The sequence below is a fragment of the Pseudomonas sp. IT-P258 genome (assembly GCF_949767825.1).
In the GTDB taxonomy this organism is placed as follows: domain Bacteria; phylum Pseudomonadota; class Gammaproteobacteria; order Pseudomonadales; family Pseudomonadaceae; genus Aquipseudomonas; species Aquipseudomonas monachiensis.
In genome coordinates, this window is sequence record NZ_CATKPU010000021.1 from 167,527 (window position 1) to 186,457 (window position 18,931).

Below are 18,931 nucleotides of genomic sequence, written 5' to 3' on the forward strand. Positions count from 1 at the left end.
GGGTGCATTCAATGTCCCAAGAATTCGACTACATCATCATCGGTGCCGGCTCGGCCGGTAACACCCTGGCGACCCGTCTGACCGAAGACGCAGGCGTCACCGTCCTGCTGCTCGAAGCGGGCGGCCCGGACTACCGTTTCGACTTCCGTACGCAGATGCCGGCCGCCTTGGCGTTCCCGCTGCAAGGCCGTCGCTACAACTGGGCCTACGAAACCGATCCAGAACCACACATGGATGGCCGTCGCATGGAATGCGGTCGCGGCAAGGGCCTGGGTGGTTCCTCGCTGATCAACGGCATGTGCTACATCCGCGGCAACGCCATGGACTACGACGGCTGGGCGAAACTGCCAGGCCTGGAAGACTGGTCGTACCTGGATTGCCTGCCATATTTCCGTAAAGCGGAAACCCGCGACATCGGCCCGAACGACTACCACGGTGGCGACGGCCCGGTCAGCGTGACCACGCCGAAAGCCGGCAACAACCCGCTGTTCCACGCCATGGTTGAAGCCGGCGTGCAGGCCGGTTACCCGCGTACCGAAGACTTGAACGGCTACCAGCAGGAAGGCTTCGGCCCGATGGACCGCACCGTGACACCCAAAGGTCGTCGTGCCTCCACCGCCCGTGGTTATCTGGACGTGGCCAAGAAGCGTTCGACCCTGACCATCGTCACCCATGCCCTGACCGACAAGATCCTGTTCGAAGGCAAGCGTGCGGTCGGCGTGCGTTACCTGGTCGGCGCCGCTGAAGAGCGCGTTGAGGTCAAGGCGCGCAAGGAAGTGCTGCTGTGCTCCGGCGCCATCGCTTCGCCGCAGATCCTGCAACGCTCCGGCGTCGGCCCGGCCGAACTGCTGAACAAGCTCGACATTCCGGTGGTCCACGACCTGCCGGGCGTCGGTGAAAACCTGCAGGATCACCTTGAGTTGTACCTGCAATACGCTTGCACCCAACCGGTCTCGCTGTACCCGTCGCTGCTCTGGTACAACCAGCCGGCCATCGGTGCCGAGTGGCTGTTCAACGGCACCGGCATCGGCGCCAGCAACCAGTTCGAAGCCGGCGGTTTCATCCGTACCCGTCCGGAATTCGAATGGCCGAACATCCAGTACCACTTCCTGCCGGTAGCGATTAACTACAACGGCAGCAACGGCGTGAAAGAGCACGGCTTCCAGGCGCACATGGGCTCCATGCGTTCGCCGAGCCGCGGGCGCATCCAGGCCAAGTCCAAGGACCCGCGCCAGCACCCGAGCATCCTGTTCAACTACATGGCCACCGAGCAGGACTGGCAGGAATTCCGCGACGGCATCCGCCTGACCCGTGAAATCATGCAGCAGCCTGCACTGGACGCCTTCCGTGGTCGCGAAATCAGCCCGGGTATCGACGTGCAGAGCGACGAGCAACTGGACAAGTTCATCCGCGAACACGCCGAAACCGCGTTCCACCCGTCCTGCTCGTGCAAGATGGGCACCGACGAAATGGCCGTGGTCGATGGCGAAGGTCGCGTGCATGGCATGCAAGGCCTGCGCGTGGTCGATGCCTCGATCATGCCGATCATCACCACCGGCAACCTCAACGCACCAACGATCATGATGGCCGAGAAAATCGCCGACAAGATCCGTGGCCGCAAGCCGTTGCCGCGCAGCACCGCCACTTACTATGTGGCGGGTGAAGCGCCGGTGAAGGGCAAGCCGGTGCGGGAAGTGAGCCAGATCGCTTAAGGCGTTAACCCCCGTTACGGCTATTCGCGAGCAAGCCCGCTCCCACACTTGATCTCCAGTGGACACAGATTTTGTGAACACCCGGGATTAAATGTGGGAGCGGGCTTGCTCGCGAAGGGGCCCTGTCAGCCACCATCCCTCCCAAAGTATCCACCGCTCTAGACCGCTCCATCCTTGATCCCTCCCCCCTTGCAGGCCTAATCTAGCGCCACGCAATCGTTTCACCTCTCCCCTCGCAGCACCGCTCCATCGCCACTCCATACCCAGGAGGTTCACGAATGTTCGATTTTTACCCCCAGCTCAAGCAGCGCTTCGCTGCCTTGCGCACGGGTGCCGAATTCTTTTCCCTGCGTTATGTACGCGAGTCCGGGCAGTACCTGTCGGTGCGCAAGAACGTCGCCGAACCGCCGAGCCTGAGCCGTGACGAAGGGGCGATGCTGACCGTGCGGGTCAATGGCGTCGAGGCCTATGCGGCCACCAACGATTTGTCGCAACAAGGCCTGCAAGCCGCCCTCGAACGCGCCGAACTCCAGGCCCGTCGACTCAAGCCCCACGCCTTGCTGGACCTGCGCGAACAAGCTGTTTCCAGCGACCGCGCCGATTACTTCTCACCTAACCTCGACCAGGCCTTCCCGTCCCTGAGTGAGTGCTACCAGTTGCTCGGCGCCGAATCCGCCGCCGTGCCCAAGGACGACCGCCTGGTGAACTGGCAGGTCAGCCTCGGTATCACCCACGTCGAGCAGATCTACCTCAACAGCGCCGGTGCCGAACTTCGCCAGGCCCAACGCTTTGTGTACCCCGGCCTGGACGTCACGGCCTACGACGGCAACGACAGCCAGACCCGCAGCCTTGGCCGCGAGAACTTCGGCCAGCAAGGCGCGGCGGACGTCATCAGCCGCTGCGGCCTGATCGGTGCCGGTGCCGAGGTGGCCGATCAGGCCCTGCAATTGCTCCTGGCGCCGAACACCCCGCAAGGCAAGCGCGACCTGTTGCTGATGCCCGACCAGATGATGCTGCAAATCCACGAGTCCATCGGCCATCCGCTGGAGCTGGACCGCATCCTCGGCGACGAGCGCAACTACGCCGGCACCAGCTTCGTCAAAGCCAGTGATTTCGGGCGCCTGCAATACGGTTCCGGCCTGCTCAACGTGTCCTTCGACCCGGACATCCCCGAGGAACTCGCCAGCTACAGCCATGACGACGACGGCACGCCTGCCAGCAAACAGTTCCTGATCCGCGAAGGCCTGCTACTGCGCCCGCTGGGCGGTGCGTTGTCGCAATTTCGTGCGGGCGTGGACGGCGTCGCCAACAGCCGTGCCTGTGGCTGGAACCGCCCGCCGATCGACCGCATGGCCAACCTCAACATCGAGCCGGGCGACCAGTCCATCGAACAACTGATCGGCGGTATCGAACACGGCGTGCTGATGTCGACCAACCGTTCATGGTCGATCGACGATGCGCGCAACAAATTCCAGTTCGGCTGCGAATGGGGCCAACTGATCGAAAACGGCGAACTCAAGGGTGTGGTGAAGAACCCCAATTACCGGGGCATCTCCGCGCAATTCTGGAAGAGCCTCAGCGCCGTCGGCGATGCCAGTACCCTGAAGGTCCTCGGCACACCGAACTGCGGCAAGGGCGAACCGAACCAGGTGATCCGCGTCGGCCACGCGTCACCGGCCTGCGTGTTCAGCAATGTTGATGTATTCGGAGGAGACGCCTGATGAATCCTTCAAACAGCCAGTCCGCGTCGTTCAAGGCGCTGGTCAACAGCCTGCGTGAAGCCCTGCGCGAGCCCGAGCAGTTCACCCTCAGCTACGCCGCCGAGTCGTCGGCCTTCGTGCGTTTCAACCACGCCAGGGTGCGTCAGGCCGGTCAGGTGCAGCAGGCGAGTATCGGCCTGAAACTGATTAACGAAGGCCGCCATGCCGACCTGAACATCACCCTGGGCGGCGATCCCCAGGTTGATCTGCAACGTTTGACCGAAGGCCTGCAACAGCTGCGGGAAACCTTGCCGCTGCTGCCTCAGGATCCTTATTTGCTGCTCAACCACAACGGCTGGCAGAGCAACAACGTGCAATCGCATCCGCTGCCGGACACCGAGGAGGTAGTCGCGCAAATCACCCAGGCCGCCGAAGGTCTGGATCTTGTCGGTTTCTACGCCGCCGGCCCTATCAGTCGTGGCTTTGCCAGTTCTTCGGGCGCCTTCGGCTGGCATCAGGCCAACAGTTTCAATTTCGACTTCAGCCTGTTCCACGAGAATGGCCAGGCCGTGAAAGCCAGTTACGCCGGGCACGACTGGAATAGCGAAGGCTTTGCCAGACGCTTCCAGCAGGCCCGCGAGCAGCTTGAGTTTCTGGGCCGGCCGCTGCGCACTTTGCCGCCCGGCCAGTACCGCGCTTACCTGGCACCGGCGGCGCTGGAAGAAATCATGGGCATGCTGTGCTGGGGTGGTTTCTCGGCACAGTCGATCGCCAGCAAAAGCAGCCCGCTGCAAAAGCTCTACGGTGGCGACAGCGCGTTCAGCCCGCAGGTCTCGCTGGATGAAAAAGTCAGCGGCTCGCTGAGCCCGGCGTTTTCCGATGAGGGTTATCCACGCAGCGATCTTAAGTTGATCGTCGACGGCAAGGCCGGGGCACGACTGGTCAGTTCGCGCAGCGCCGCCGAATACGGCTTGACCGCCAATGGCGCCAGCGGCGGTGAGTCACCGAGCGCGCTGAACATGAAAGCCGGGGCATTGCCTGACGCGGACATCCTCAAGCAACTGGGCACGGGGCTGTACATCAGCAACCTGTGGTACCTGAACTTCTCGGATCAACCGGCCGCACGCCTGACCGGCATGACCCGGTTTGCCACGTTCTGGGTCGAGAACGGCGAGATCCAGGCGCCGGTCAACACCATGCGCTTCGATGACAGCGCCTTCAGCCTGCTCGGTTCGCAACTGGAAGCCTTGACCGAGGAGCGGGAGTTGTTGTTGTCGGCGAGTACCTATAGTCAGCGAGCGACGGCGTCGGCGTTGTTGCCGGGGGCGTTGGTCAGCCGATTGACCCTGACCCTGTAAACACAACACACCTGTGGCGAGGGAGCTTGCTCCCGCTGGGCGGCGAAGCAGCCCCAAAACTTGCAAGTCCGGTTCACCTGAAAGACCACACAAACCGGATTTACGACTGCTGCGCAGCCGAGCGGGAGCAAGCTCCCTCGCCACAGGGACCGAGCACTATCTGACTCAGAGGTCCCATGCCCAACCGCCCGCCTCTCGACGCCGTGACCGCCCGCTGGATACCCTGGGTCGTCGCCATTGCCTTCTTCATGCAGTCCCTCGACGGGACGATCCTCAACACCGCCCTGCCCGCCATGGCCCGGGACCTGGCCGAAGATCCGCTGCGCATGCAGGGCGTGATCATCGCCTACATGCTCACCGTCGCCTTGCTGATTCCCGCGTCCGGCTGGATCGCCGACCGCTTTGGCACCCGGAAAATCTTCTTCAGTGCGATTTTGCTGTTCAGCCTCGGCTCGCTGCTCTGCGCATTGTCGAGCAGCCTGAGCATGCTGATCGGTGCCCGGGTGATCCAGGGCCTGGGCGGCGCATTGATGCTGCCGGTTGGGCGGCTGGTGGTGCTGCGCGCCTACCCGCGTTCGGAGCTGGTGCGGATCATGGGCTTCATCACCATTCCCGGGCTGCTCGGCCCCTTGATCGGCCCGACCATGGGCGGCTGGATGGTGCAATACCTGACCTGGCACTGGATCTTCCTGATCAACCTGCCGGTGGGGCTGGTCGGTTGCTACGCCGTGTGGAAATTCATCCCGGACCTGCGCGGTTCCGAGCGCACGCGCTTCGATAGCCTGGGCTTCGTGCTGTTTGGCGCGGCGATGATTCTGATCACCATCGCCATGGAAGGCCTGGGCGAATTGCACCTGCCGCATCTGCGGGTGATGTTGCTGCTGTTCGGCGGCATGGCGTGCCTGGCGGCGTACTGGCTGCGCGCCGGGCATATCGAGAACCCGTTGTTCGCGCCGTCGCTGTTCAAGACCCGGACCTTTGCCGTGGGCATTCTCGGCAACCTGTTCGCCCGTCTCGGCAGCGGCGCCCTGCCCTTTCTGGTGCCGTTGCTGCTGCAAGTGGCGCTGGGCTATTCGCCGTCCCAGGCCGGGATGAGCATGCTGCCGCTGGCGGCGGCGGCGATGATCGCCAAGTGGGTGGCGCGGCCGCTGATCGAGCGTCTGGGCTACCGCATCGTGCTCACCGGCAACACCCTGGCCCTGGGGATCATGCTGGCGAGCATGGGCCTGGTCAGCGAGCAGACGCCGTACTGGCTGCTGCTGTGCCAGCTGGCGATCCTTGGCGCGATCAACTCCTTGCAGTTCACTGCGATGAACACCGTGACCCTGATCGACCTCGACGATGCCAGCGCCAGCAGTGGCAACAGCTTGCTGTCGGTGGTCGCGCAATTGTCCCTGAGCCTGGGGGTTGCGTGCGCGGGTGCATTGCTCGGTGGCTTTACGGCGGAGATTGGCAATGATGGCGTGGACACGGTTTTGGGGGCATTCCAATTGACCTTCGTGACCGTAGGAATCATGGCAATGTTGGCCGCGACGATCTTTTCCCAGCTGTCACGGAATGACGGACGGCGTGTTAAACGTCCGGAAGAACACATAGAGCCTTAGGGCGAATGGCCACTGGGCTGGTACACTGCGCGACATTTTGTTTTGCAGGCCAGTCCCGTGACCACCATCGCCACCGAATTTAATACTTTGCCGCTGTCCGCCGCCATGCTGGCTAACCTCGACTCCCTCGGTTATGCCCAGATGACGCCGATCCAGGCGCAAAGCTTGCCGGTGATCCTCAAGGGGATGGACCTGATCGCCCAGGCCAAGACCGGCAGCGGCAAGACCGCTGCCTTCGGCATCGGCCTGCTGAACCCGATCAATCCGCGCTACTTCGGTTGCCAGGCGCTGATCCTGTGCCCGACCCGCGAGCTGGCTGACCAGGTCGCCAAGGAAATCCGTCGCCTGGCCCGCGCCGAAGACAACATCAAGGTCCTGACCCTGTGCGGCGGCGTGTCCCTCGGCCCGCAGATCGCTTCGCTGGAACACGGCGCGCACATCATCGTCGGCACCCCGGGACGCATCCAGCAGCACCTGCGCAAGGGTTCGCTGGTACTCCACGGCCTGAACACCCTGATCCTCGACGAAGCCGACCGCATGCTCGACATGGGTTTCTACGATTCCATCGAAGAAATCATCATGCAGGCCCCGGAGCGTCGCCAGACCCTGCTGTTCTCCGCCACCTACCCGGTAGGCATCAAGCAGCTGGCCTCGAAGTTCATGCGCAACCCGCAGCAAGTGAAGGCCGAAGCGTTCCACGACGACACGCAGATCGAGCAGCGCTTCTTCGAGATCTCTCCGGATGACCGCATGAGTGCGGTGACCAAGGTCCTTGGCCACTTCCGCCCGGCCTCCTGCGTGGCTTTCTGCTACACCAAGCAGCAGGTTCAGGAAACCGTCGACCACCTGACCGCCAAAGGCATTTCCGCCGTCGGCCTGCACGGCGATCTGGAACAGCGTGACCGCGACCAGGTGCTGGCGATGTTCGCCAACCGCAGTACTTCAGTGCTGGTGGCGACCGACGTCGCCGCCCGCGGCCTCGATATCGACTCGCTGGACATGGTGATCAACGTCGAACTGGCCCGCGATTCGGAAATCCACATCCACCGCGTCGGCCGTACTGGCCGAGCCGGTGAGAAAGGCCTCGCCATCAGCCTGGTGGCGCCGTCCGAAGCGCAGCGCGCCCAGGCCATCGAACAATTGCAGAAGACACCATTGACCTGGGATCAGGTGGACAACCTCACCTCCAAGGGTGGTGGTCCGCTGCTGCCGCAGATGAGCACCCTGTGCATCGCTGCCGGCCGTAAGGACAAGGTTCGTCCGGGCGACATTCTTGGCGCACTGACCGGTGACGCCGGCATCCCCGGTGCCCAGGTCGGCAAGATCGCGATTTTCGACTTCCAGGCCTATGTGGCCGTGGAGCGCGGCGTTGCCAAGCAGGCCTTGCAGCGTTTGAACGACGGCAAGATCAAGGGCCGTTCGTTGCGCGTTCGTATTTTGTAAGCGATCTTCGACCCAACGAAGATCCCCCTGTGGGAGCGGGCTTGCTCGCGAAAGCGGTTTATCAGTCGACATTGATGTTGAATGTGATGGCCCTTTCGCGAGCAAGCCCGCTCCCACATTGGTTTTGTGGTGATACATCAAGAGGACACCGTTTTGCGCTCTACCGAAGTCGTGATCATTGGCGCTGGCGCCGCAGGGTTGATGTGTGCACTGACCGCCGCCGGGCGTGGGCGCAAGGTGTTGCTGCTGGACCATGCCAACAAGGCCGGCAAGAAAATCCTGATGTCGGGCGGAGGCCGCTGCAATTTCACCAACATGTACACAGAGCCGAGCAATTTCCTCTCGCAGAACGCGCACTTCTGCAAATCCGCCCTGGCCCGCTATACCCAGTGGGATTTCATCGGCATGGTCGCCAAGCACGGCGTGCCGTACCACGAGAAAAAACTCGGCCAGCTGTTCTGCGATAACAAATCCAGCGACATCCTTGAGATGCTGCTCAACGAGTGCGATCAGGTCGGCGTCAGCCTGCACCTGGACACCTCGATCCAGACCATCGAGAAGCTCGAAAATGGCTATTTGCTGGACACGACGCTTGACCAGATCACCTGCGAATCCCTGGTGATCGCCACCGGCGGCCTGTCGATCCCGACCCTGGGCGCCACCGGCTTCGGTTACCAGGTGGCCAAACAGTTCGGCCACGAACTGCTGCCGACCCGCGCCGGCCTGGTGCCATTCACCATCACCGATCAGCTCAAGGCCTTGTGCACCGAGCTGTCCGGTACGTCGGTGGATTGCCTGGTGAGCTGCAACGACCAGAGCTTTCGCGAGAATATCCTGTTCACCCACCGCGGCCTCAGCGGCCCGGCGATCTTGCAGATCTCGTCGTTCTGGGAGTCCGGCGATACCGTCGAGATCAACCTGATGCCGGATCACGACGTGCCGGAATGGCTGCAACAGCAACAGGCCGAACGTCCAAACAGCGAGCTGAAAACCCTGCTCGGTGAAATCTTCACCAAGAAGATGGCCAACCTGCTGGCGGACAACTGGTTCGTCTCCAAACCGATGAAGCAGTACACCCACGCGGAACTGGCCGATATCGCGGAGAAACTGGCGAGCTGGAAAGTCGTGCCCGCCGGCACCGAAGGCTATCGCACTGCCGAGGTGACCCTGGGCGGCGTCAACACCAATGAAGTGTCGTCCAAGACCATGGAATCGCTGAAAAGCCCGGGGCTGTACTTCATCGGCGAAGTGCTGGACGTGACCGGGCATCTGGGCGGGTTCAACTTCCAGTGGGCCTGGGCTTCCGGTTACGCCGCTGCGCAGTACGTCTGATCGCACCGTTCTTGTAGGAGCTGCCGAGTGAAACGAGGCTGCGATCTTTTGATCTTGAAAAGCAAAGTCAAAAGATCGCAGCCTGCGGCAGCTCCTACAGGGACCGTATTTCAGTCAGGAAAGGAACAGATTTTGCTATCTGATGTGATCGACGCCATTGCGTCGGCGTCATTAGTGGCTCAATTTAGCGTCATTGCCTCGGAAGGCCTTCGCATTTCATGTCATCGACTTCGTTCCGCCAGTCTCTGCGTCGCCTTTGGGCGCTGGATAAATTCAGCTACAGCGTGCGGGTGTTCATTGCCCTGACCGGCACCATGGCGCTGTGTTGGTATCAGGATGAAATGGGCCTGCTGATCCCGTTGTTCCTGGGGATTATCGCCAGCGCCCTGGCCGAGACCGACGACAGCTGGCAGGGCCGTCTCAACGCGCTGGCGGTGACGCTGGTGTGCTTCGCGGTTGCCGCCCTCTCCGTCGAACTGCTCTTCCCCTACCCCTACCTCTTCATCATTGCCTTCGCCCTGGCCGCGTTCTGCCTGACCATGCTCGGCGCCCTGGGCGAACGTTATGGCGCGATTGCCTCGGCGACGTTGATCCTTTCGGTCTACACCATGATCGGCGTGGACCAGCGTGGGGGCGCGGTCACCGACTTCTGGCACGAGCCCCTGCTTTTGGTGGCAGGCGCAGCCTGGTACGGCGTGCTGTCAGTGTTGTGGCAGGCGCTGTTTTCCAATCAGCCGGTGCAGCAGAGCCTGGCACGGTTGTTCCGCGAACTGGGCTTTTACCTGAAGCTCAAATCCTCGTTGTTCGAGCCGATCCGGCAGATGGACGTGGAGGCTCGGCGCCTGGAACTGGCCCAGCAGAACGGCCGGGTGGTGGCGGCACTGAACGCCGCCAAGGAGATCATCCTGCACCGGGTCGGCAACGGGCGCCCGGGGTCGAAAGTCAGCCGCTACCTCAAGCTGTACTTCCTCGCCCAGGACATCCACGAGCGCGCCAGTTCGTCGCACTACCCTTACAACGCCCTGGCCGACGCCTTCTTCCACAGCGACGTGCTGTTCCGCTGCCAACGCCTGTTGCGCCAGCAAGGCAAGGCCTGCCGGGCCCTGGCCGAATCGATCCAGATGCGCCAGCCGTTCACCTATGACGCCAGTTTCGCCGAGGCCCTGAGCGACCTCGATGCCTCCCTCGAACACCTGCGCATCCAGAGCAACCCGGCCTGGCGCGGTTTGCTGCGTTCACTGCGGGCACTGGCGGCCAACCTCGGCACCCTCGACCGCCTGCTCAGCGATGCCAGCAACCCCGACGCCCTGGCCGATGCCACCGACAGCAGCCTGCTCGACCGCTCGCCGCGCAGCCTCAAGGACGTGTGGCTGCGCTTGCGCACGCAACTGACGCCAACCTCGCTGCTGTTTCGCCATGCCCTGCGATTGCCCCTGGCGTTGAGCATCGGCTACGCCATGGTGCATTTGATTCACCCGTCCCAAGGCTACTGGATCATCCTCACCACGCTGTTCGTCTGCCAACCGAACTACGGCGCCACCCGCCGCAAACTCGGTCAACGGATCATCGGCACCGCCATCGGCCTGACCCTGGCCTGGGCGCTGTTCGACCTGTTCCCGAACCCGCTGATCCAGTCGTGTTTCGCCATCGCCGCCGGGGTGGTGTTTTTTACCAACCGCACCACCCGCTACACCCTGGCGACGGCCGCGATCACCCTGATGGTGCTGTTCTGCTTCAACCAGGTGGGTGACGGTTACGGGCTGTTCCTGCCCCGGCTGTTCGACACCTTGCTCGGCAGCCTGATCGCTGGCCTCGCGGTGTTCCTGTTCCTGCCGGACTGGCAAGGCCGACGCCTGAACAAGGTGCTGGCCAACACCCTGGCCTGCAACAGCATTTACCTGCGCCAGATCATGCAGCAATACGCGGCGGGCAAAAGCGACGACCTGGCTTACCGCCTGGCCCGCCGCAACGCGCACAACGCCGACGCGGCGCTGTCGACCACACTGGCCAACATGCTGATGGAGCCGGGGCATTTCCGAAAGGAAGCGGACGTAGGCTTCCGCTTCCTGGTGCTGTCACACACGTTACTGAGTTACCTGTCGGGCCTGGGCGCGCACCGGGAAACCCAACTGCCGGCGGACATGCGTGAGCACTTGATCGAAGGGGCCGGGGTGAAACTGGCCGCCAGCATCGACGCGATCGCCCAAGGACTGGCGAGCAAGTCTTCGATCGAGATTCAGAGCGATGAAGAAGAAGCACTGGCCAATGAACTGGAACAGATGCCTGATGAAATCGATGAAGGGCAGCGGTTGGTACAGACGCAACTGGCACTGATCTGCCGGCAGTTGGGGCCGTTGAGGACATTGGCGGCGCATCTGATCAAGGACACCAGTGAAGATTGAGATTTGTGGTGCCTGGTCTGCCCTCATCGCGAGCAAGCTCGCTCCCACAGGGGTTCTCTTGTGTTCACAAAATTTGTGTCGACTGAAGATCTAGTGTGGGAGCGAGCTTGCCCGCGAAGAGGCCATCAGCAACAGCACAGAAACTGGCTCAACCCACTCACATCCCGTGCTGTTTAATCAACTTGTCATAACTCCCGTCCGCCTTCATCGCCGCGATCTCCCGGTCGAAACCGGCGACGATCCGTGCATGCTCGGGATTCTTCAGGCTGACCATGATATGCAGGCTGTTCTCGCTCAATGGCTTGGGCAGGAACTCCACGGCGTTTCGCACCTTGGGTGACTCACGGGCCAGGTAGTAGCGGGCGACGAATTCATCTTCCAGCGTCAGCTTGACCCGGTCGGCCGCGAGCATGCGCACCGCCATGGCGAAACTGTGCACGGGGATTTTCTGCAACGACTCGTCGTTGTCGAACGGAGGCGAATAGGCGTATCCACGCACGATGGCAATCGGATAAGTGTGCAATTGCTGCAGGTTATTGAATTCGATGGGCGCATCTTTGCGCTTGAGAAAACGCACGCGATTGAGCAGGTACTCGCCGGAAAACTGGCCAAGCCTGGTTCGCTCCTCGGTGTACCAGGCGTTGACCAGCACGTCGTATCGACCCTCGCCCAATCCCATCAAGGCCCGTGCCCAGGGCACCTGTTCGAAATCACTGGCATAACCAGCCCTGGCGAGCGCGGTACTGACAATGTCCGTGGCCAGACCACCGTTGACGAGCGTGGAGTCGGTAAAGGGTGGCCAGGCATCAGCAACCAACCGCAGTTTTTCTGCAGCCGCTCCCTGAGCCAGCCACAGCAATCCAATCAAGGCCAACGCTCGATGCAATCGCGGCATGCCAGAAAATCCTTAGCGGGCGGGTTGCCCGACGTGTTTTCAGCCAAAACCCCAAGCCCCCCTTACCGGCAGGACCCGGGTACTCAACATTAGCTCATCGAAGCAACAACCCAGCGCTGCGATCCAGATTACACAAAGAAGACATCCGCGCGAAAAATGAATGATGGCATTTTGGCCTTTGTCACAGATTCTTCCGCCATAAAGACTTCTGGCGTGAGTGCGCTTAGTATCGGAACGACGTTTTCAGGGAATCAAAACATGACAGTCGATTGGATTTGCAAACACCACAGCGACCTGGGCAAGGAACAGCTATACGCCATTTTGCAGTTGCGTGCGCAAGTGTTCGTCGTCGAGCAGCAATGCGCTTATCAAGACGTGGATGGCCAGGACCTGGAAGGTGACACTTGTCACTTGATGGCCTGGGACAACAATCAACTGGTGGCCTATCTGCGGCTGCTCGACCCGGAACTGCAAGGCGGGGACGTAGTGATCGGTCGGGTGATCATTGCTCCACAAGCACGAGGTGCCGGGCTTGGACATGAGTTGATGGAGCAGGCATTGAAGCAGATTGAAGAACGCTGGCCGCAAACGCCGATCTACCTCTCGGCCCAGACGCATTTGCAGGGGTATTACGGGCGGTACGGGTTTGTCGTGACGGGTGAGGAATTTGTCGAGGATGGCATTCCACACATTGGCATGCGTCGTCCGTAAGGGCCTCTTCGCGAGCAAGCCCGCTCCCACATCAGATCAGCAGTGAACACAGACTTTGTGTGCGATAGAGATCAAATGTGGGAGCGGGCTTGCTCCGGGCGGCGTTCCGACGAAGGCGCCAGTCAATCCTCTGAAAAGATTTCAGGGATACTCCAGCACCGCCTTGATCTGCCGCAGATTACGCTCGATCCACCCGCGATCAATCGCCCCCCACTCGCGAATCCGATAGCGCCCCGCATGGTTGCGCGCGCCCTCTTCCTGCTCGAACTCACAAATGATATCCAGATCCGCCAACGCCGCGATGGTGTCCTGCGCCGTGCGCCGGGGCATGCCGGTGACCTCGGTCAGTGTCGGGACGCTGCTGGCCAGCCCGCTGTCGATAAGGTACGCCACGTACAACCGGCGATAGAAGCTGCTCTTGGTCTTGCTCACGTCCATCCAATGCTCCTTAAAAGATCGCAGCCTGCGGCAGCTCCTACAGATCCCGCCATGTCAGGTATACCCGCACATCAAATTCCACCTGGTGATAACCCGGCAGCATGTGTTCGCACAGTTTGTAGAACGCCTTGTTGTGGTCCGACTCCTTGAAGTGCGCCAGCTCATGCACCACGATCATTTTCAGGAACTCGGAAGGCGCCTCCTTGAAAAGCGAAGCGATGCGGATTTCCTTCTTGGACTTGAGCTTGCCGCCCTGCACCCGGGAAATCGTAGTGTGCAGGCCAAGGGCACGGTGGGTCAGGTCCAGACGGTTGTCGAACAGCACCTTGTCGATGGCCGGGGCATTACGCAGGTATTCCTGCTTGAGGTCCAGGGCATAGGTGTACAGCGCCTTGTCACTCTGCACCCCGTGCTTTTGCGGGTAACGCTGGCTCAGGTAGTCGCCCAGCCGACCGTCGGCGATCAGCTGGCGCACCTGATCCTGCAAGGTAGCGGGATAAGCCTGGAGATATTTCAACACGGTCATCGGGGCGGCAATACAGGTCACTGAAAGGTCGCCAGTGTAGCGAATTCAGCGAGGCAGCGCGCTCCAGTCAAACGGCTGGACAAAGGCCCCGGTGTCTTCGGCCATCAGCGGCCGGGCCACGAGAAAACCTTGCACATATGCACAGCCATTGGCTTGCAGCCATTCATACTGCGCGACGGTTTCCACCCCTTCGGCAATCACCAGCATCCCGAACTGTCTGCACAGGTCGATCACACTGCGCACCAGCGCCGCATCCCTTGCCGACTCCGGCAACCGGGCGATCAAATGGCGGTCGATCTTGAGGGTATCCAGCTCCAGGTCACGCAGGTGCGTCAGGGAGCAAGGTCCGGCCCCGAAGTCATCCAATGCCACGCGTACGCCCAGATTGTGCAGCAGGCGCAATTGCTTGCGGGTTTCTTCGGGGTTGTGCATCAAGGCCTCTTCCGTGACCTCGACCTCCAGATGATGCGGTTGCAGGCCATGGCGCTCCAGCACCTGGCGCAACTCGGTGACCAGGTTGGGCATGCCGAACTGCGTACTGCTCAAGCTGACGCCGAGCACCAGGTCCTCGGCAAACAGGGATTCCCAGGCTTTACGCTGCCCGGCGCCGCGATGGTAGATCCAGCTGCCCAGGCGACTGATCAGCCGTGCCTCCTCCAGCAATGGCAAAAACAGCCCCGGCGGGACATCGCCAACGCTCGGATGCTGCCAGCGCAACAAGGCCTCGAAACCCCGAATCCGCCCGTCGGAAATCGCAACCTGAGGCTGATACACCAGATTGAAATCCCGATTCTCGATGGCTGTGCGCACACTTTCTTCCAGCATCAGCCGCGTGCGCGCCCGGCCGTTCATTTCATGATCGTAGAAACGATATTGTTGGCGGCCGGCACGCTTGGCTTCGTACATGGCGATGTCGGCCGCCCGCAGCATGCCGTCGAGATTGGCGCCACATTCAGGGAACGTGGCAATGCCGATGCTGGCACCCAGGGCGATATCGAGGCCATCGATCTGCTGACAGATCGACACTCGCTCGATCAGCTTCTCGGCAATCTTCGCCGCCTGCTCGGGGAACTCCAGATCCAGCAGCGCGGTGAACTCGTCACCGCCCATCCGCGCCAGAATGTCGAAGGGCCGCAGGCAAGCCTTCAACTGTTCGGAGACCCAGCGCAGCACCCGATCGCCGGCATCGTGCCCGAGGGAATCGTTGACTCGCTTGAAGCCGTCGAGGTCCAGGTACATCAAGACCCAGGAGCTGTTGGAACGCTCACCGCGCAACAGCAGGTTCTCTACGGTCTGGTAGAAACCCCGACGGTTGAGCAATCCGCTCAACGGATCGGTAACCGCCTGAAATTCCAGTTGTTGATGCAGATGGCGCACCACCGACATGTCCAGCACGGTCACAACCATCGCGTGTTGCTCGGCGGGCAATGGCGCGCAGGACAAGGCCACCGGCACCTGCTGGCCGGGCGCGGTTCGTAACTGGGCATCGTGCAGGCGCAAGGTTTCGCCGCGCTTGTATCCGGCCAGCAACTCGGAATCGGCCCAGATCGGGATATGCGGCTTTTGCAGGTAGTCCAGAAACTCCTTGCCTTGCAGTTCCTGCACCGTGGCATTGAGCAACCGTGACATCGCCGGATTGGCAAAACGAATCAGACCGTCCTCGCCCAACACCAGAATGCCTTCGGCTGCGTTATCCAGCACCGACGCATTAAAGGCACGAGCGGCTTCCAGATCGTGACTCAGACGCTGCAGGGCCCGACGGTTACGCTGGTGTTCGAGCAACGCCTGGACCTTGGGCGTGAAGATCTGTGGGTCGAACGGTTTGAACAGGTAATCCACCGCTCCACTGGCATAGCCCTTGATCACGGCGTCCTGGGACTGTTCGTTGGCGGTCAGGAAAATGATCGGGGTGAGACGGGTTCGCTGGCTACCGCGCATCAGGCGTGCCACTTCATAACCGTCCATGCCCGGCATCTGCACGTCCAGCAGCACCAGGTCGATTTCGTGTTCAAGTAACAAGCCGAGAGCCTCGAAACCCGAGGTGGCAGTAATGACCCGCCAGCCCTGGCGCTGTAACAACGCGCGCATGCTGATCAGGTTTTCAGGGTAATCGTCGACGACTAAAAGGGTTGAGCCGCCTTCTACTGGCGTGGGTTGCGCGCATTCCATGCTGCTTCTCTAATTGCGGGGGTGTCAGGCCGGTTTCTCGTGAAAACCGGACAAATACTGTGCCCTCACTCTAGACCCGGTTCTGCAAAAGCAGAAGGTGTCAGTGAGCCACCACTTAATCATTGTGTCTTTTTACCGACTAACGGTCGAATGCCCAGTCCGGTGAAAACCCGAAAGATGGCATTTCGACAGGATGTTGACGTCAACCACCCGTCAGGGGAGCATTAACAAAATCCCCCGCTACGCTTATAAAGGCCGCCCCAAAGGTGCGATCTAGAGCTTCTGGCACGCCCGTGCAGCATGAACCCAGTGGAAGAACCGACATGATCGACCTCGCAACCTGGAACCTCAGCGTTCCCGTTGGCAGCCCGCCGTACACCGTCGAAACCGCCAAACTGGTGGATGGCTTCAAGGATCAATACTTCCATTCCGACACCGGCACATTGTTTTTCTGGACGCCCGTGACCGGTTCCCGTACCGAAAACGCGATTTATCCGCGCACCGAATTGCGTGAAACCTACAGCAACGGCACGTTGAAAAACTGGTACTACCCGGAGGCCGACAATTTGTTGTATGCCACTTTGGCAGTAAACCAGGTGCCGAGTTCCGGGAAGGTCGTCATCGGCCAGATCCATGCCTATCAAAGCCAGAAACCTCTGGTGAAGGTCGAATACCAATACAAAACCAGTACAGGCACCGGCAATATCGTCGCCAAGGTCCGGATGCATCCCGATGACGATACTGGCCGGGTGATCATCGTTGCGACGGGGGTGAAACTCGACCAGGAGTTCAACTACCTCATACACCTCAGCCCCGGTGGCGCCTTGGGCATCAGCGCGGCAGGTTATCAGTGGGATACGCAAATCAGCACAACCTGGCGCGACAAACCGCTGTACTTCAAGGCCGGGGTCTATGTGCAGGACAACACCGGGTACACCACCGAAGGCGGCAAGGTGACCTTCAGCAAGCTGGATATCGATCACAATCAATAGCCCGATAGCCCGTGGCATACATTTCTCTGGCCCACAAAAAACCCGCCTCTCGACGGGTTTTTCATCAAGGCAGTTTAACGCTCAGGCTCAGTTGACCTTGGCGTTCAACTCACCTTTCAGGTAACGCTGATACATGCCTTCCAGCGAGATCGCCTTGATCTTCGAAGCGTTGCCGGCAGTGCCGAAGGCTTCGTAGCGAGCGATGCATACATCGCGCATGGCGGTGACGGTGGCGCCGAAGAATTTACGCGGGTCGAACTCGCTCGGGTTGGTGGCCATCAGGCGACGCATGGCGCCAGTGGATGCCAGGCGCAGGTCGGTGTCGATGTTGACCTTGCGCACGCCGTGCTTGATGCCTTCGACGATTTCTTCAACCGGTACGCCGTAGGTTTCCTTGATGTCGCCGCCGTACTGGTTGATGATCGCCAGCCACTCTTGCGGAACCGAAGACGAACCGTGCATCACCAGGTGAGTGTTCGGAATGCGCTTGTGGATCTCTTTGATACGGTCGATGGCCAGCACGTCGCCGGTAGGCGGCTTGGTGAACTTGTAGGCGCCGTGGCTGGTGCCGATGGCGATGGCCAGGGCATCCACCTGAGTGCGTTTTACGAAGTCAGCGGCTTCTTCCGGGTCGGTCAGCATCTGGCTGTGATCCAGGACGCCTTCGGCGCCGATGCCGTCTTCTTCACCGGCCATGCCGGTTTCCAGCGAACCCAGGCAGCCCAGCTCGCCTTCTACCGAAACACCGCAGGCGTGAGCCATGGCGACGGTTTGCTGGGTAACGCGGACGTTGTAGTCGTAGTCGGTCGGGGTCTTGCCGTCTTCACCGAGGGAACCGTCCATCATCACCGAGCTGAAGCCCAACTGGATGGAGCGCTGGCAGACGTCAGGGCTGGTGCCGTGGTCCTGGTGCATGCACACCGGGATGTGCGGAAATTCTTCGATGGCAGCCAGGATCAGGTGACGCAGGAACGGTGCGCCGGCGTATTTGCGAGCACCGGCCGAAGCCTGGACGATCACCGGGGAGTCAGTCTTGTCAGCGGCTTCCATGATGGCGCGCATCTGCTCAAGGTTGTTGACGTTGAAGGCTGGAACGCCGTAGCCGAACTCGGCTGCGTGGTCCAGCATCTGGCGCATGCTGATAAGTGCCATTGTGTGTATCTCTCCCGGTTGAGGGTCGTTAATCGTGCCAGCCTGCCGGAGCGGCGGCGGCTATTCAAGTTTTTGCAGATCGGGGGTTAAGCCGGGCTGCGGATTCGGTGTTCTTCGTTTTACTCGGCCTTGCAACCACGGCCGATCAAATCATTGGTGGCGACCCAGTAAACCAGGCCTTCCTCACCTTTTATGTGGAACGCCAGCATGTCATTGCTGTACAGCGAACCCGATGCACCCGGTTCCTGCTTCAGGCGGTAGACCTGATCGGCACCGCCCAGGCGCACGTCGACTTCCCTGCGGCTGTCGTCGGTGTAGCGCCACAGCACCTTGGCCTGGCTGTCGCAGGTCCAGGTGGTCCAGTTATCCACAGGCGCGGACGACTGGAACGGGTTCAACTGATTGAACTGAGCACAACCGGCCAACAACGTCAGCGCCGCAACGGCGATAAAACCTTTCATCCGTGTCCCTCGACTGACGGCGCACGCTGCCAGCCC

The 18,931-nt window shown here is 61.0% G+C and carries 15 protein-coding genes; 9 read left to right on the forward strand and 6 right to left on the reverse strand.

Annotated elements, in window-relative coordinates; genetic code table 11:
• Positions 1 to 11: 11 nt before the first annotated feature.
• The 7 genes from betA (at position 12) to yccS (ending at position 11,551) form a co-directional block, all read left to right on the forward strand.
• The gene (gene betA, locus ACM6G4_RS08020; RefSeq protein WP_223541340.1) at positions 12 to 1,712 is read left to right on the forward strand and encodes a choline dehydrogenase; all 1,701 of its coding nucleotides are present in this window, start codon (positions 12 to 14) and stop codon (positions 1,710 to 1,712) included.
• Between the two features lie 278 nt (positions 1,713 to 1,990).
• Positions 1,991 to 3,433, forward strand: a complete 1,443-nt coding sequence (locus ACM6G4_RS08025; RefSeq protein WP_414913440.1) for a TldD/PmbA family protein — start codon at positions 1,991 to 1,993, stop codon at positions 3,431 to 3,433.
• Positions 3,433 to 4,770: a TldD/PmbA family protein gene (locus ACM6G4_RS08030; protein WP_414913441.1), complete on the forward strand. Its 1,338-nt coding sequence runs from the start codon at positions 3,433 to 3,435 to the stop codon at positions 4,768 to 4,770. The genes ACM6G4_RS08025 and ACM6G4_RS08030 overlap by 1 nt, the downstream gene beginning before the upstream one ends.
• Before the next feature lie 176 nt (positions 4,771 to 4,946).
• Positions 4,947 to 6,374, forward strand: coding sequence for a multidrug transporter subunit MdtD (mdtD, locus tag ACM6G4_RS08035; RefSeq protein WP_056726548.1), 1,428 nt, complete (start codon positions 4,947 to 4,949; stop codon positions 6,372 to 6,374).
• Positions 6,375 to 6,479: 105 nt separating this feature from the next.
• Positions 6,480 to 7,817 carry an ATP-dependent RNA helicase DbpA gene (gene dbpA / locus ACM6G4_RS08040; RefSeq protein ID WP_236709710.1) on the forward strand — a complete coding sequence of 446 codons (1,338 nt, stop codon included), beginning with the start codon at positions 6,480 to 6,482 and terminating at the stop codon, positions 7,815 to 7,817.
• Positions 7,818 to 7,970: 153 nt separating this feature from the next.
• A complete protein-coding gene (locus tag ACM6G4_RS08045; RefSeq protein WP_414913442.1) occupies positions 7,971 to 9,149 on the forward strand; it encodes an NAD(P)/FAD-dependent oxidoreductase in 1,179 nt (392 codons plus the stop codon).
• Positions 9,150 to 9,367: 218 nt separating this feature from the next.
• Positions 9,368 to 11,551: a YccS family putative transporter gene (gene yccS, locus ACM6G4_RS08050; protein ID WP_414913443.1), complete on the forward strand. Its 2,184-nt coding sequence runs from the start codon at positions 9,368 to 9,370 to the stop codon at positions 11,549 to 11,551.
• 157 nt (positions 11,552 to 11,708) lie between these two features.
• Here yccS and ACM6G4_RS08055 read toward each other — a convergent pair whose 3' ends face one another.
• Positions 11,709 to 12,446, reverse strand: coding sequence for a substrate-binding periplasmic protein (locus ACM6G4_RS08055; protein ID WP_056726544.1), 738 nt, complete (start codon positions 12,444 to 12,446; stop codon positions 11,709 to 11,711).
• Positions 12,447 to 12,704: 258 nt separating this feature from the next.
• On the opposite strand from ACM6G4_RS08055, the gene ACM6G4_RS08060 reads away from it, so the two are divergent.
• Positions 12,705 to 13,157: a GNAT family N-acetyltransferase gene (locus tag ACM6G4_RS08060; protein ID WP_056726543.1), complete on the forward strand. Its 453-nt coding sequence runs from the start codon at positions 12,705 to 12,707 to the stop codon at positions 13,155 to 13,157.
• A gap of 141 nt (positions 13,158 to 13,298) precedes the next feature.
• On the opposite strand, the gene ACM6G4_RS08065 is transcribed toward ACM6G4_RS08060, so the two are convergent.
• Genes ACM6G4_RS08065 through ACM6G4_RS08075 form a run of 3 tightly spaced genes read right to left on the reverse strand, consistent with a single transcriptional unit; the run spans position 13,299 to position 16,290 of the window.
• Positions 13,299 to 13,595 carry a winged helix-turn-helix domain-containing protein gene (locus ACM6G4_RS08065; RefSeq protein WP_008050237.1) on the reverse strand — a complete coding sequence of 99 codons (297 nt, stop codon included), beginning with the start codon at positions 13,593 to 13,595 and terminating at the stop codon, positions 13,299 to 13,301.
• 37 nt (positions 13,596 to 13,632) lie between these two features.
• Positions 13,633 to 14,121 carry a M48 family metallopeptidase gene (locus ACM6G4_RS08070; RefSeq protein WP_046039320.1) on the reverse strand — a complete coding sequence of 163 codons (489 nt, stop codon included), beginning with the start codon at positions 14,119 to 14,121 and terminating at the stop codon, positions 13,633 to 13,635.
• A gap of 45 nt (positions 14,122 to 14,166) precedes the next feature.
• Positions 14,167 to 16,290: a putative bifunctional diguanylate cyclase/phosphodiesterase gene (locus tag ACM6G4_RS08075; protein WP_223541339.1), complete on the reverse strand. Its 2,124-nt coding sequence runs from the start codon at positions 16,288 to 16,290 to the stop codon at positions 14,167 to 14,169.
• 323 nt (positions 16,291 to 16,613) lie between these two features.
• Between ACM6G4_RS08075 and ACM6G4_RS08080 the strand changes: the two genes are divergently transcribed.
• The gene (locus ACM6G4_RS08080; protein WP_056726541.1) at positions 16,614 to 17,282 is read left to right on the forward strand and encodes a polysaccharide lyase family 7 protein; all 669 of its coding nucleotides are present in this window, start codon (positions 16,614 to 16,616) and stop codon (positions 17,280 to 17,282) included.
• 87 nt (positions 17,283 to 17,369) lie between these two features.
• On the opposite strand, the gene fba is transcribed toward ACM6G4_RS08080, so the two are convergent.
• Positions 17,370 to 18,434 (reverse strand): class II fructose-bisphosphate aldolase, encoded by a 1,065-nt coding sequence (fba, locus tag ACM6G4_RS08085; RefSeq protein ID WP_007981624.1) that lies wholly within the window; start codon positions 18,432 to 18,434, stop codon positions 17,370 to 17,372.
• Between the two features lie 119 nt (positions 18,435 to 18,553).
• Positions 18,554 to 18,895 (reverse strand): MliC family protein, encoded by a 342-nt coding sequence (locus ACM6G4_RS08090; protein ID WP_414913444.1) that lies wholly within the window; start codon positions 18,893 to 18,895, stop codon positions 18,554 to 18,556.
• Positions 18,896 to 18,931: the final 36 nt, after the last annotated feature.

Excerpts from the sequence above, each read along its gene's own strand:
- ACM6G4_RS08080 (WP_056726541.1), top strand. The coding sequence starts at position 16,614 with ATGATCGACCTCGCAACCTGGAACCTCAGCGTTCCCGTTGGCAGCCCG.
- ACM6G4_RS08065 (WP_008050237.1), bottom strand. The coding sequence starts at position 13,595 with ATGGACGTGAGCAAGACCAAGAGCAGCTTCTATCGCCGGTTGTACGTG.
- ACM6G4_RS08025 (WP_414913440.1), top strand. The coding sequence starts at position 1,991 with ATGTTCGATTTTTACCCCCAGCTCAAGCAGCGCTTCGCTGCCTTGCGC.
- ACM6G4_RS08030 (WP_414913441.1), top strand. The coding sequence starts at position 3,433 with ATGAATCCTTCAAACAGCCAGTCCGCGTCGTTCAAGGCGCTGGTCAAC.
- mdtD (WP_056726548.1), top strand. The coding sequence starts at position 4,947 with ATGCCCAACCGCCCGCCTCTCGACGCCGTGACCGCCCGCTGGATACCC.
- ACM6G4_RS08070 (WP_046039320.1), bottom strand. The coding sequence starts at position 14,121 with ATGACCGTGTTGAAATATCTCCAGGCTTATCCCGCTACCTTGCAGGAT.
- yccS (WP_414913443.1), top strand. The coding sequence starts at position 9,368 with ATGTCATCGACTTCGTTCCGCCAGTCTCTGCGTCGCCTTTGGGCGCTG.
- ACM6G4_RS08075 (WP_223541339.1), bottom strand. The coding sequence starts at position 16,290 with ATGGAATGCGCGCAACCCACGCCAGTAGAAGGCGGCTCAACCCTTTTA.
- ACM6G4_RS08090 (WP_414913444.1), bottom strand. The coding sequence starts at position 18,895 with ATGAAAGGTTTTATCGCCGTTGCGGCGCTGACGTTGTTGGCCGGTTGT.
- ACM6G4_RS08055 (WP_056726544.1), bottom strand. The coding sequence starts at position 12,446 with ATGCCGCGATTGCATCGAGCGTTGGCCTTGATTGGATTGCTGTGGCTG.
- ACM6G4_RS08060 (WP_056726543.1), top strand. The coding sequence starts at position 12,705 with ATGACAGTCGATTGGATTTGCAAACACCACAGCGACCTGGGCAAGGAA.
- fba (WP_007981624.1), bottom strand. The coding sequence starts at position 18,434 with ATGGCACTTATCAGCATGCGCCAGATGCTGGACCACGCAGCCGAGTTC.
- betA (WP_223541340.1), top strand. The coding sequence starts at position 12 with ATGTCCCAAGAATTCGACTACATCATCATCGGTGCCGGCTCGGCCGGT.
- dbpA (WP_236709710.1), top strand. The coding sequence starts at position 6,480 with ATGCTGGCTAACCTCGACTCCCTCGGTTATGCCCAGATGACGCCGATC.